At 59.5% G+C, this 12513-nt stretch carries 11 protein-coding genes and 1 pseudogene; 5 read left to right on the top strand and 7 right to left on the bottom strand.

The genetic code is table 11. The annotated features are described in order from the left end of the window. Nucleotides 1-10: 10 nt before the first annotated feature. The 6 genes from DA915_RS21330 to DA915_RS21305 form a co-directional block, all read right to left on the bottom strand. Complete coding sequence (locus DA915_RS21330; RefSeq protein ID WP_003507050.1) at nt 11-205, bottom strand: Flp family type IVb pilin; 195 nt, start codon at nt 203-205, stop codon at nt 11-13. 93 nt (nt 206-298) lie between these two features. Further along, nucleotides 299-613 carry a hypothetical protein gene (locus DA915_RS21325; RefSeq protein WP_020808898.1) on the bottom strand — a complete coding sequence of 105 codons (315 nt, stop codon included), beginning with the start codon at nt 611-613 and terminating at the stop codon, nt 299-301. A gap of 230 nt (nt 614-843) precedes the next feature. Continuing rightward, the gene (gene mutT / locus DA915_RS21320; RefSeq protein ID WP_020012084.1) at nt 844-1257 is read right to left on the bottom strand and encodes an 8-oxo-dGTP diphosphatase MutT; all 414 of its coding nucleotides are present in this window, start codon (nt 1255-1257) and stop codon (nt 844-846) included. After that, nucleotides 1254-2030: an N-acetyltransferase gene (locus DA915_RS21315; protein WP_020808897.1), complete on the bottom strand. Its 777-nt coding sequence runs from the start codon at nt 2028-2030 to the stop codon at nt 1254-1256. Before DA915_RS21315 ends, mutT begins: the two co-directional genes overlap by 4 nt. Nucleotides 2031-2048: 18 nt before the next feature. Further along, a complete protein-coding gene (gene argJ / locus DA915_RS21310; RefSeq protein WP_080864808.1) occupies nt 2049-3290 on the bottom strand; it encodes a bifunctional glutamate N-acetyltransferase/amino-acid acetyltransferase ArgJ in 1242 nt (413 codons plus the stop codon). Between the two features lie 88 nt (nt 3291-3378). Beyond that, nucleotides 3379-4242: a peptidylprolyl isomerase gene (locus DA915_RS21305; RefSeq protein ID WP_099087380.1), complete on the bottom strand. Its 864-nt coding sequence runs from the start codon at nt 4240-4242 to the stop codon at nt 3379-3381. Between the two features lie 242 nt (nt 4243-4484). On the opposite strand from DA915_RS21305, the gene secA reads away from it, so the two are divergent. The 5 genes from secA (at nt 4485) to DA915_RS21280 (ending at nt 12270) form a co-directional block, all read left to right on the top strand. Then, the gene (gene secA, locus DA915_RS21300; RefSeq protein WP_020012088.1) at nt 4485-7202 is read left to right on the top strand and encodes a preprotein translocase subunit SecA; all 2718 of its coding nucleotides are present in this window, start codon (nt 4485-4487) and stop codon (nt 7200-7202) included. 147 nt (nt 7203-7349) lie between these two features. Continuing rightward, nucleotides 7350-8243: a DMT family transporter gene (locus DA915_RS21295; protein ID WP_107677243.1), complete on the top strand. Its 894-nt coding sequence runs from the start codon at nt 7350-7352 to the stop codon at nt 8241-8243. A 71-nt stretch (nt 8244-8314) separates the two neighbouring features. Beyond that, nucleotides 8315-9517 (top strand): glucans biosynthesis protein MdoC, encoded by a 1203-nt coding sequence (gene mdoC, locus DA915_RS21290; protein ID WP_107677242.1) that lies wholly within the window; start codon nt 8315-8317, stop codon nt 9515-9517. A 57-nt stretch (nt 9518-9574) separates the two neighbouring features. Then, the gene (gene uppV, locus DA915_RS21285) at nt 9575-10990 is read left to right on the top strand and encodes a Wzx-type polysaccharide biosynthesis protein UppV (protein ID WP_107677241.1); all 1416 of its coding nucleotides are present in this window, start codon (nt 9575-9577) and stop codon (nt 10988-10990) included. 8 nt (nt 10991-10998) lie between these two features. Next, nucleotides 10999-12270: a GNAT family N-acetyltransferase gene (locus DA915_RS21280; RefSeq protein ID WP_107677240.1), complete on the top strand. Its 1272-nt coding sequence runs from the start codon at nt 10999-11001 to the stop codon at nt 12268-12270. Between the two features lie 54 nt (nt 12271-12324). Here the strand turns inward: DA915_RS21280 and uppQ are convergent. Further along, nucleotides 12325-12513 (bottom strand): annotated as a pseudogene (uppQ, locus tag DA915_RS21275) (polysaccharide biosynthesis GNAT family N-acetyltransferase UppQ); the annotation flags it as partial.

Here is a 12513-nt window from a genome sequence, read left to right as displayed (position 1 = left end):
GCGATCAGCCCTACAGGTTCGACTGGGCAAAAGTATCTACGATGAACTGAAACACGGCATTGATATTGCTGCTGATGTTGCCTGCGCCAGCGATGAGGGCGGCGGAGAGCAGCCCCACGATCAAGCCGTATTCAACGGCTGTCGCACCGTCTTCGTTTTTGCAAAAATTGATAAAAAAATGCAGCACAGGATATTCCCCATCCACCGGTGCGTTCCGACAACCGGCATCTGCCCTGTTGAAATCAACACTATCCTAGGTCGGCGATGTGAGAAATCCGTTACCGTTGATGGTAAACGATCAGCAACCGCTCTCGTTGCTGTAACCCGTGACCACGCAGGGCATCTCCGGCATCGGCTGGGTGATGCTGCGACGAATGGAATAGGTCTTGCCGACATCGGTCTTCTTGATGGAGCCCGTGCTGATCATGTCGTAATTTTCGGGAAACTGCGCCACGCGCGTGGAAGATTTTCCGGCAAGCATGGGGGTGATGATCAGGGAAAGGGCGATAACCGCCGTGCCAAAAAGCAGCGCCACATTGAGCACGCCGGTGCGACGGGATTTGTTGGAATACAAATGACGACCTTCCACCGTCTTCCAGAAATCCTCGTTCATGACCAACCTCGTCTCGCGCAGTTTACCGCTTCTTTAGCTTAACAATCTGCCAGAGGGTGCTGAACGATCTCTTAACACAGCCCCGTTTTGGTACGGTAAAGCGCTGGCAACAGGGCATTTTCACGAAGCTGTGACGGGATGACCTTACAAGGGTGGGATCCAGCCTCGCACTCGACAATTGCGTACTCGACAGGCTGATCCCGATCGCGCGCAAACGCCACGCCGCCAGCTTACAGCAGATCCTGCAGGAAGGGGATGAGCGGCTCATCGGCCGGCGGCATGGGGTAATCGCGCAGAGCCTGCGGCTTTACCCATTTCAGCGCCTGCCCTTCCCGGCCATGTGCAATGCCCTCATAACGGCGGCACACGTAAAGCGGCATCAGGAGGTGAAAGGTCTCATAGGTGTGGCTGGCGAAAGTCAGCGGTGCAAGGCAGGCGACCTTGGTCTTGATGCCCAGTTCTTCGTCCAGCTCGCGAACAAGGGTTTCCTCCGGCGTCTCACCGTGCTCCACCTTGCCGCCCGGAAATTCCCACAGGCCGGCAAGCGACTTGCCTTCAGGACGCTGCGCTAGAAGGATGCGCCCATCCTGATCGAGGAGCGCACAGGCGGCGACCAGCAGAATCTTCTTGCCCGCTTCGCTCATTTTTCGTCAACCTTGCGCCAGTAGCGATAGAGGTAGGCATCGGTGAAACCGAATTTTTCATAAAGCGCGATTGCGGGCACATTTGTCGAGACGACCTGCAACCAGGCGCTTTTGGCACCGCTGATCCGTGCCCAACGCAGCGCCGACGCCAGAATCTGCGTACCGAGGCCCTTCTGGCGCTGCGACTTGTCAACGTCGAGCGACAGGATACCGGCGAGATCGTTATCCTGCACGCAGATCACAGTCGCAAGCGGGCTGCCTTCAACTTCCTCGTTGATGAACAGGCCGAGCGTCGGCTTGATCGAACTAACGATTTCTGCGATCGCTGATCGCTGGGCCGGGTCGCTATCGCTGACCTTGATGCTCGCCTCGACAAAACGGCCGATATCGTGGCTCGGCAGGCTGACCAGCGTTTCCGGCAGTTCCATGCCGGTGAGGTCAGCCGTCATGACCCTGACCTCTTCGACCATGGACCAGCCGTCCTTGACCAGAAAGTCCTTGAGTTGCGGCGGCATCAGCGTCGTTTCACGCACCACCAGCGGACGACCGAAATCCTCGAAGCGCTTGCGTGCCTTTTCCAGCCGCACGGCGCTGTTTCCGTAGTCGGAAGGGTCGAGCGGCACCACGCAGTTGATCCGCTTGGAGGGATGCGAGCCTGTGAGGCGGATTTGCCAGCTGCCGTCATAAATCACCGACGAGGCAGGCCATGCCCGGAAGCTGACGGCTTCCAGACGGCGAACCAGCGGCAGATTGACGGCCTTGTTGTCCTGCATTCTCTTCGGCTCCAACGGTCAGCTCCGGTAGTCGCCGTTGATCGCAACATATTCCTTGGTGAGATCACAGGTCCAGACAGTGGCCTTGCCCTGACCGAGACCAATATCCACCTTCACCGGAATGTCTTCGAGACGCATCACCGCGGTCGTCTCCGCTTCCGAATAATCCGGATCGCGCTCGCCATTAACCGCCACGCGCACGCCGCCGAACCAGATCGCGAGACGGTCGCGGTCTGCCATTTCGCCGGATTTGCCGACTGCCATGACGACACGGCCCCAATTGGCGTCTTCGCCGGCAACCGCGGTCTTCACCAGCGGCGAATTGGCGATGGAAAGAGCGATCTTCTTGGCGGCGGCATCGTTTTCCGCGCCAGTGACAGTGACTTCCACCATCTTGCGCGCGCCTTCGCCGTCGCGAACCACCTGCAAGGCTAGGTCCTTCAGGAGATCGTTCAGCGCGACGCGGAAGCCGGCAAGGCGCTCGTCATCGGCGCTCGTCACCTTCACCTGGCCGTCTTCAGCTGCCGCACCCGTGGCAAACAGCATCAGCGTGTCGGAGGTGGAGGTGTCGCTGTCGACCGTCACGGAATTGAAAGTCGGGCCGACACCGGCCGAAAGCAGCGCCTGCAGGGCTGCCGGCTCAATGTCCGCATCCGTCACCACGAAGGAGAGCATCGTCGCCATATCGGGCGCGATCATGCCGGCGCCCTTGGCGATACCGTTGATGGTAACGATGACGCCGCCGATTTCGGCAGTGCGGGTCGAAACCTTGGGATAGGTATCGGTCGTCATGATCGCCTTGGCGGCTTCCTGCCAGAAATCGGCTTCGGCCATACCGTTCATATCGCCCAGAACACCGGCGAATTTGGTGGCGTCCAGCGGCTCGCCGATCACACCGGTCGATGCCAGAAATACCTCGTTTTCGGAGCAACCGACGGCAGCGGCGGCGGATTTCGCCGTCAACTCGGTCGCTGCCTTACCCTTGACGCCGGTAAAGGCATTGGCGTTGCCGGAATTGACCACCACGGCACGCGCCACGCCGCCGCCGAGATTGGCGCGGCAGAAATCAACCGGCGCAGACGGGCATTTTGATTTGGTGAAGACGCCGGCGACACTTGCCGGCGTGTCGAACACCATCAGCAGAACATCCGTGCGGTTCTTGTACTTGATGCCGGCGGCGGCCGTCGCCATGCGAACACCGCGCAGCGCGGGCATGTCGGGATAGGATTTCGGAGCGAGCGGGGAAACGGCAACGGACATGGGAAGCGCCTGAAATTCTGGAAAGGAGGATCTGGGAATGCCTGAGATGAAACGGGGCGGCCCATAGCCGCCCCGTAACCTGAGTTTTTTACTGCTGCGGCTGAGCCTGCTGTTCCTTCGAGGCTTCGTCGTAGCCCTTCTTCAGCGTCTCATCCATGATTTCGATCTTCTGGTCAGCCTTTGCCTTCTCGATGAGGGCAACGTACTTGTCACGCATGACAAGCTGACGAACCTGCGGCTCAACCTGCTCGAAAGCCGGCGGCGGGGCGATGCGCTTGTCTTCCAGCTTGATGACGTGGAAGCCGAACTGCGTCTTCACCGGGGTCTTGGTGTAGGCGCCCTTTTCGAGGCCAAAAGCAGCTTCTTCGAATTCCGGAACCATGCGGCCCTTGCCGAACCAGCCGAGATCGCCGCCGTCATCCTTGTTGGAATCGGTCGACTTTTCCTTGGCGAGCGCGGCGAAATCCTTGCCCGAATCAAGCTGCTTGATGATGTCTTTCGCTTCGTCCTCGCTGGCGACGAGAATGTGCGCGGCCTTGATTTCTTCTTCCTGCGGCAGGGCTGCGACTTCCTTGTCGTAGCGCGCCTTCACCTCGTCATTGGTGACGGCCTCGACCACATGCTTGCGGAAATAGGCGTTATGCAGCTCACGGTCCTGGATGAATTCCATGCGCTTCTTGAAATCTTCAGTCTTTTCCAGACCTTCGGCGCTGGCGTTCTTTACCAGAAGCTTGACGTCGATCGCGCCGGAAAGGGCTGCGACCTTCTTCTGCTCATCGGGAAGCTGCGCGAGCTGCGGGTCGAGGTTGCTCATAGCGAGGTCGAGTTCGGACTGGTGGATTTCCAGATCGCCGACCTTGGCGACGACCTTGTCTTCCTGTGCGAAAGCAGGGAACTGGAGGCCGAGCGTGGCCACAATCACCGCAGCCGCAATTTTATTATAGCGCAACATTTTGAACCTTTCGGGGACAATGCCGGCTCCAGACATGGTTTCCGGCTCTGAAAAAACTTCCAAACACCGGATTGTGGCCATTCTGTAACGGGCAGAACCGTTGACATCATTTGCCCCCCCTCTTATCTGTCACGCAACCTCGCGTCCAGATACGTTGAAGGGCGAAGTCCGTCATTTGTGCTGAAAACAGCGTGACGGAGAAAAGCGCCCGGCAAAACGGAATTTCAGAAAGGGCCAGTAAGATGGTCAGTCTCGGCGGTATAGCCCGCAAGTTGTTCGGTTCGGCAAATGATCGCCGCGTCCGCTCCTATAAAAGCAAGATCGCAGCCATCAATGCGCTGGAAGAGGCCACCAAGGCGCTCTCCGACGAAGCGCTGGCGGCCAAGACCGCCGAGTTCCGCCAGCAGCTGGCAGACGGCAAGTCGCTGGACGACCTGCTGATCCCGGCTTTTGCCGTGGCCCGCGAAGCATCGCGCCGTGTTCTCCACATGCGTCCCTTCGACGTGCAGCTGACGGGCGGTATGATCCTGCACGGCGGCGCCATCGCCGAAATGAAGACGGGTGAAGGCAAGACGCTGGTGGCAACGCTTGCGGTCTACCTCAACGCGCTCGCCGGCAAGGGTGTGCATGTCGTTACCGTCAACGACTATCTTGCCCAGCGCGACGCCGCCACCATGAGCAGGCTTTACCGCTTCCTCGGCCTCACCACCGGCGTGATCGTGCACGGGCTGGACGACGACCAGCGCCGCGAGGCCTATGCCTGCGACATCACCTACGCGACGAACAACGAACTCGGCTTCGATTATCTGCGCGACAACATGAAATATGACCGCGCGCAGATGGTGCAGCGCGGCCACAACTACGCGATCGTCGACGAAGTCGACTCGATCCTGGTCGACGAGGCGCGCACGCCGCTCATCATTTCCGGCCCGCTGGACGACCGTTCCGATCTCTACAACACCATCGACGCCTTCATTCCGCTGCTGGCACCAGAAGATTACGAAATCGATGAGAAACAGCGCTCGGCCAACTTCTCCGAAGAAGGCACCGAAAAGCTCGAAAACCTGCTGCGGCAGGCGGGCCTCCTGAAGGGCGAATCGCTTTACGACGTCGAAAACGTCGCCATCGTCCATCACATCAACAATGCGCTGAAGGCCCACAAGCTCTTCACCCGCGACAAGGACTACATCGTCCGCAACGACGAGATCGTCATCATCGACGAATTCACCGGCCGCATGATGCCCGGCCGCCGTTATTCCGAAGGTCAGCATCAGGCTCTCGAAGCCAAGGAAAAGGTGCAGATCCAGCCGGAAAACCAGACGCTTTCCTCCGTCACCTTCCAGAACTACTTCCGCATGTATGAAAAGCTGGCCGGCATGACCGGTACGGCCTCGACGGAAGCGGAAGAATTCGGCAACATCTACGGCCTCGACGTCATCGAGGTGCCGACCAACCTGCCGATCCAGCGTATCGACGAGGACGACGAGGTTTACCGCACCGGCGAGGAGAAGTTCCAGGCGATCATCACCGAGATCAAGGCGGCGCATGAACGCGGCCAGCCGGTTCTGGTGGGCACGACCTCCATCGAAAAGTCCGAGCTTCTGGCCCATATGCTGCGCCAGTCCGGTTTCTCCGACTTCCAGGTTCTGAACGCCCGTTACCACGAGCAGGAAGCCTATATCGTTTCGCAGGCCGGTGTTCCCGGTGCCGTCACCATCGCCACCAACATGGCCGGCCGCGGTACCGACATCCAGCTCGGCGGCAACGTCGAGATGCGTCTCGAGCGCGAGCTGGAAGGCATGGAACCGGGTCCGGAGCTTGACGCCAAGGAAGAGGCCATCCGCGCCGAGATCAAGGTGCTGAAGGAAAAGGCGCTCGCCGCCGGCGGTCTTTATGTCATCGCCACCGAACGCCACGAAAGCCGCCGTATCGACAACCAGCTGCGTGGTCGTTCCGGCCGCCAGGGTGACCCCGGCCGTTCGAAATTCTACCTGTCGCTTCAGGATGACCTGATGCGCATCTTCGGTTCCGAGCGCATGGACAGCATGTTGCAGAAGCTCGGCCTGAAGGAAGGCGAAGCGATCGTCCATCCGTGGATCAACAAGGCGCTGGAACGCGCCCAGAAGAAGGTCGAAGCCCGCAACTTCGAGACCCGCAAGAACCTTCTGAAATATGACGACGTGCTGAACGACCAGCGCAAGGTGATCTTCGACCAGCGTCTCGAGCTGATGGAAGCCGACAATATCGGCGAAACCGCAGCCGACATGCGCCACGAAGTCATCGAAATGCTCGTCACCAAGCATGTTCCGGAAAATGCCTATGCCGAACAGTGGGATATTGCGGGCCTCAAGGCCGGCATCGCCCAGTTCCTGAACCTCGACCTGCCGGTAGAGGACTGGGCCAAGGAAGAGGGCATCGCCGAGGACGATATTCTCCAGCGTGTCACCGAGGCCGCCGACAAATACGCCGCCGAGCGCGCGGAACGTTTCGGCCCCGAGATCATGACCTATGTCGAACGTTCGGTCATTCTCCAGACGATCGACCATCTGTGGCGCGAACATATCGTCAATCTCGATCACCTTCGTTCCGTCGTCGGTTTCCGCGGTTATGCCCAGCGAGACCCGCTGCAGGAATACAAGGCGGAAGCCTTCGAACTGTTTCAGGCGCTGCTCGCCAATCTGCGCGAGGCGGTCACCGCCCAGCTGATGCGTGTGGAACTGGTGCAGCAGGAACCGCAGCAGCCGGAACTGCCGGAAATGACCGCGCATCATCTCGACCCCAATACGGGCGAAGATGAAATGGCGCAGGGCATGCAGCCCACGCCCGTCAATTTCGTGCCGGCCGAGGAACGCGATCCGAACAACCCCACCACCTGGGGCCGTATCGGCCGCAACGAAATGTGCCCCTGCGGCTCCGGCAAGAAATACAAGCACTGCCACGGCGTTTACGAACAGGCGTAAGGCGCTTGTTATCAGTCTGAAATCAATCGCCCGTAACCCGCGTTACGGGCGATTTTGTTTGGGCCGGGTCATTGCCGGTGAGCCGACTGTTGACTGGTCTCGGCGCTTTCCATAAGGGAGCCTGATCATTTTCTGGAAACTGCTTCCATGGCCCCTCGCGATCTCGCCGCCTATATTTTTCTCGCGCTCGCGTGGGGAGTCTCTTTTCTGCTGCTTTTACAAGTCGTAGCTGCCTTCGGCTGGATCGGCGCCGTCACGCTTCGTTCGCTCATGACCGCTGCCGCCCTCTTTCTCATTGCGCGGACGGTGCGCCGAAAACTGACATTCTCGGCCGGCTGGCGCGCCTTTACGATCGTCGGTGCCACAACGGTCGCGGGGCAACTGATCGGCCTGTCCTACGCCACACCGCAGATCGGCACTGCTATGGCTGCCATATTGGTGGCGACCATTCCGCTTTTTTCCATGCTCATCTCTCAGCTATGGGGTATTGAGCGTCTGACGCGTCAGGGCATTGCCGGTCTCGTTATCGGCTTTGCCGGCATCGTTCTGCTTGTCGGCTTTCCCGCCGTTCCAGTTACAACCACCTTCATCATCGGCTGCGCCGCTGCTGTCGCCGCCTGCATCTGCGCGGCCTATGGCAGCAATTTCGCCAGCCGCCACCTGAAGGGCGTAGGTTCCTGGGAAATCACCATAGGCTCATTCCTGACAGGCGGCCTGATGACCCTGCCGCTTCTCTTCGTGGTCCCATTGCCGAGAACACCTGATCTCATCGATTACGGTTATCTTTTGATACAGGCGGTGGTCATGAGCGGCCTTACCTACATCACCTATTTCAAGCTGGTCTCCTCGATCGGTGCGACCAAGGCGATCAGCGTTGAATTCGCCGTCACCGTCGTGGCGGTTCTCGTCGGTGCTTTGGTGCTGGATGAGCCGCTTTCGCTTCCCCAGCTTTTCGGTGCCGGCATCATCATTTTGGGCTGTGCGCTGGTCCTTGACCTTATGCCCAAGAAAAAGGCTCCACCCACCCCTTCCGGTGCGTGAAGAGTTTATTAGCGTTTTCCACCAATAGTCGTGCTGGTCATTGCTGATCGCGTTTGCGGCACGGGGGAAAAATGCAACCGGGCAAGTCAGACTACGAGCATTATTGGGACCCGCTCAGGGCTCTCCTCATGCTGCTTGGCATTCCCTATCACGCCTCCCTCATCTACAGCCATGCGTTGCCATGGGACATCAAGGATTTTGACACCAGCCCGCTGCTGAGCGCGCTTGGCGCCGTGCTCTCCACCTTCCGCATGCCAGCTTTTTTTGTGGTGGCCGGATATTTCTCCACCATGGTCATCGGCAAGAAGGGCAAGATGCGCTGGCTCAGGCAACGTTTCCTGCGCCTCGGCGTGCCCTTTATTGTGGCGGTCCTTCTGCTCGGGCCATTGCAGCTTTTCCTGCTGCAACTGGCCGGCGTCGCCAAGGGCGAGATCCCGGCCGACCGGCTACTGGAGAGCCTGCCCGGCCTGCTGCGTCCGAGCGAACAGTGGATCATGCATCTGTGGTTCCTGCCGGCCCTTATCGTTTATTCCATTCTACTTGCCAGCCTGCTGTTTCTTACGGAACATCAGCCATTGGCACATGCGAAAGACTGGTTCGACAGCCTGCGGCAGCGACATGCCACACTGTTTTTCGCAGCACTCTGCACTGCGCCTATCCTGTGGGAATTGATGATCTACGGATCCGGCCTGCTTGCGGCAAAGAACGGAAGCAGACTCTTTCTTCTCTATGAGCGCGCTTCCGACCCCTATGCGCGCTACCTGCCATTTTTCCTTGTCGGGGCCCTGCTGCACCGTGATCGCGCCCTCTTTCACCGCTTTCGCCAGACGGGACTTCTCACCGGCATCGTCGCGGCGGGCGCCATCGCAACCTCGGTGAGCCTGCGGCTGCAAAATCCCCTTTCGAATTCGGCCCTGCTGGTGCTGGTTTCGGCAATTGCGGCGGTGGCCACGAGCCGTCTGTTGATCGACCTTGCCTGCCGTTATTTCGATCGGCCAAACCGCTTTGCCAGACGCATGACGGATGCATCCTTCACCATCTACCTGTTTCACCATCCACTGATTTACGCCTTCGGAACGCTCTTCATCCTGATCGCGCTGCCGCCGATCCTGGAATTCGCCATCATCGTCGCGGCCACCACAGTGGTGGCCTATATGCTGCATCAGGTGATACGGCTCAGCCCGCTCGCCCTTTTCCTGTTCAATGGCATCCGCAGGCCGAAGGTGGTGGACGACATTGGCACACAGGCCGGCGCCTCCCAAACCCTTCGTTAAGGATGAAGCGCGTATAATCGGCTTGCCTATTCAACTGGAAATGATGGCGTGTGGATCATGGCTATCCTCAACACGGCGGAAAAAGCCTTACCCGCAGGCCTGCGCGCGAAGCTTTCGCCGCTGGTAGCGAAAGTCGCCGTCCTTCTTTCCGGCGGAGATGAGGTTTCCCGTGCGCAGCGCATGGCGCTGGTTGCGTTTGCGGTGCGCATCGTCAGCGCCGGCATCGCCTTCATTTCCCAGATCATCCTTGCCCGCCTGATGGGGGAGTTCGAATATGGCCTGTTTGCCTTTGTCTGGGTCCTGGTGATCCTGTTCGGCAACCTCTCCTGTCTCGGCTTTCACACCACCGTCATCAGGTTTTTACCCGGCTACCGTCTGGAGGATGCCCATGACAAGATCATGGGACTGACCTCGACGGCGCGCGTCTTCGCCATGTTTTCGGCCAGCGCTCTTGCGATTTTCGGTTTCGTTTTCCTGTACTTCTTCGGCGAGCGCATCGCCTCCTATTATCTCATTCCCGTTTCGCTGGCGCTGTTCACCCTGCCGATGGTGGCGCTGGGCGATGTGCTGAACGGCACCGCGCGCGCCAATGGCTGGGCGGTTTCCGCTCTCAGCCCCACCTATATTATCCGCCCGGTGCTGATCCTGCTGTTCATGCTGGTGGCAATCGGTTTCGGAGCGGAAAAAACCGCGACGACGGCCATGCTCACGGCCCTTCTTGCCACCTATGTCACCACGCTTTTCCATTTCGTCTTCATGGACCGCCGGCTCAACCGGCATTTCCGCAGCACAGCCCGCAGGGTTCATTTCCGCCACTGGATAAGGTTCGCCTTTCCGATGTTCCTGATCGACGGCATCGGGTTTTTGATGACCAATTCCGATGTGGTGATTGTCGGGCTTTATCTGCCGCCGGATAAGGTGGGCATTTATTTCGCCGCGGCAAAGACCATCGTGCTGATGCAATTCGTGTTTTTCTCCGTGCAGGCGGCAGCCGCCCCGCGTCTGGCCGCCCTGATGTCTGCCAATGACAGGCAGGGGCTCGCCGGTTTCGCCAGCCAGGCCGCGCGCTGGGCCTTCTGGCCGTCGCTTGCCGTCGGCAGCGTGGTGCTTCTGGCCGGCCCGTTCCTGCTATCGCTGTTCGGTCCGGGCTTCGTTCAGGGTTACGAGCTGATGTTCTTCCTTTTCGCCGGTTTCCTCGCCAAAGCGCTGATCGGCCCGGGAGAAACATTGCTGAATATGGCCGGCAAACAAAAATTGTGCGTCGTGCTTTATATTATTATCTTTGGTTGCAACATTGCACTCAACATGGCGCTCATTCCGGTCTATGGTCTGGCAGGGGCCGCGGCAGCGGTGGCGATAGCCATGTGCATAGAAGCTGTGCTATTGCATATTGCCATTCGCCGCACACTCGGGATCGTCCTTTTTGCCTTCAACGATCCCCGGGCGGGCCAAAACACTGGGAAGGCGGTGTAACGATAAGCATGTCCAGCGATCCAAAGAATCCGGATTTTCAGGACCCGCGCATCGCCGCACTGATGGCGTCTGCGGAGCGTGACCGTCCCGTAGCCGACAGCAGCCGACGCGTGGGGCGCGATGGCCGGGAATTCTGCATCTATCCGGGTCAGCTCGGTTACGACATGCAGGAAGAACTCGACTTTCTGTCCAACCGCGTGATGGAGGCGAATGTCTTCTTCACCGGACGTCTTCTCGCACCCGCCATGCCGCGGATCGAGGACAAATCCGTGCGCTTCGCCCTTATTCGCGACGAGAACGGCGCCAGAAGCCGCATGCGCTTCCTGATGCCTTTCACCGTGGAAAAGCCCGGCTTTTCCATCGGCCCTTCCATCATTCGCGTCTGGGCCAATCCGTTCGGGCCGCTTGGCACGCCGCTGGTTGATACCGAAGGGGCCGCCGAAACCCTCGACAATCTTTTCGATGCCCTTTCCGACCGCAACATGCGGCTGCCCAACGTTCTGGTGCTGCCGGATGTTCGGCTGGAAGGGCCTTTTGCCCGCATGTTCAAAGCCATCGCGCTCAGCCGCAACCTGCCGGTGACGACGACGGGCAATTATCACCGGCCGATGCTGGAAAGCCTGCTTGATGGCAGGGCCTACCTGCAAAACGCCCTTGCGCCGCACCATCTGCGTGAAATGAACAGGCAGTGGCGCCAGCTCGAAAAACTCGGGCCCCTCGCCTACACCGTTACCCGACAGCCGAAGGACGTGCGCTATCGCATGGAGGAATTTCTGGCGCTGGAGGCGAGTGGCTGGAAAGGCCGCAAACGCACCGCGCTGGTCAACGACCGTTATCGCGCCGCTTTCGCCCGCGAGGCGATCACCAATCTGGCCGAAGCGGATGCGGTGCGTATCCACACCATCGACCTCAATGGCAGCGCCATCGCCTCCATGGTCGTCTTCATCACGGCCGGTGAGGCCTATACGTGGAAAACCGCTTTCGACGAGAGCTATGCGCAATTTTCTCCCGGCAAGCTGCTGGTGCAGAAACTGACCGACTGGCATCTGGATGACGCCAATATTCTGCGCAGCGACAGCTGCGCCGTGCCCGATCATCCAATCATGAGCCGCTTCTGGCAGGAACGCCAGGAGATGGGCACGCTGGTGGTTGGGCTTGCCCAGAACAGTGACCGCGACGTGCGGCAGGTTTCCACGCAGGTGGACATGTACCGCAACACCCGCAACCTCGCCCGCAGCCTGCGGCAGAAGATCCTGTCCTTCGGACGCAAGGGCAATTGACCCGAAGGACGCCGGCGGCGTCCTTCGGAGTTTATGACGCGGGTAAAGGCCGCTTCAGCGCGAGGCCGTCCGGATCATCTTGCACAATTGCGTCAGAGCCACATCATATCCGCCGCCCAGAATATCGACACAACGGCGGGCGAGCTTGATCTGCTCGGTCCGCGACATATCGTTATAGGCTTGGAGAGCGTTGCGCACCGCGCCGGGAGACACCGTGCCCGAGCCGCCGGGAGTGGTGGTGCT

The organism is Agrobacterium sp. LAD9, from assembly GCF_003031125.1.
GTDB classification, from domain to species: domain Bacteria; phylum Pseudomonadota; class Alphaproteobacteria; order Rhizobiales; family Rhizobiaceae; genus Agrobacterium; species Agrobacterium radiobacter.
This window is presented reverse-complemented; position numbering and strand designations above follow the sequence as displayed.

Bases quoted from the DNA above. Each gene is read 5' to 3' on its own strand.
- DA915_RS21280 (WP_107677240.1), top strand. From the start codon at position 10,999: ATGTCCAGCGATCCAAAGAATCCGGATTTTCAGGACCCGCGCATCGCC.
- mdoC (WP_107677242.1), top strand. From the start codon at position 8,315: ATGCAACCGGGCAAGTCAGACTACGAGCATTATTGGGACCCGCTCAGG.
- secA (WP_020012088.1), top strand. From the start codon at position 4,485: ATGGTCAGTCTCGGCGGTATAGCCCGCAAGTTGTTCGGTTCGGCAAAT.
- mutT (WP_020012084.1), bottom strand. From the start codon at position 1,257: ATGAGCGAAGCGGGCAAGAAGATTCTGCTGGTCGCCGCCTGTGCGCTC.
- DA915_RS21295 (WP_107677243.1), top strand. From the start codon at position 7,350: ATGGCCCCTCGCGATCTCGCCGCCTATATTTTTCTCGCGCTCGCGTGG.
- DA915_RS21305 (WP_099087380.1), bottom strand. From the start codon at position 4,242: ATGTTGCGCTATAATAAAATTGCGGCTGCGGTGATTGTGGCCACGCTC.
- DA915_RS21315 (WP_020808897.1), bottom strand. From the start codon at position 2,030: ATGCAGGACAACAAGGCCGTCAATCTGCCGCTGGTTCGCCGTCTGGAA.
- uppV (WP_107677241.1), top strand. From the start codon at position 9,575: ATGGCTATCCTCAACACGGCGGAAAAAGCCTTACCCGCAGGCCTGCGC.
- argJ (WP_080864808.1), bottom strand. From the start codon at position 3,290: ATGTCCGTTGCCGTTTCCCCGCTCGCTCCGAAATCCTATCCCGACATG.
- DA915_RS21325 (WP_020808898.1), bottom strand. From the start codon at position 613: ATGAACGAGGATTTCTGGAAGACGGTGGAAGGTCGTCATTTGTATTCC.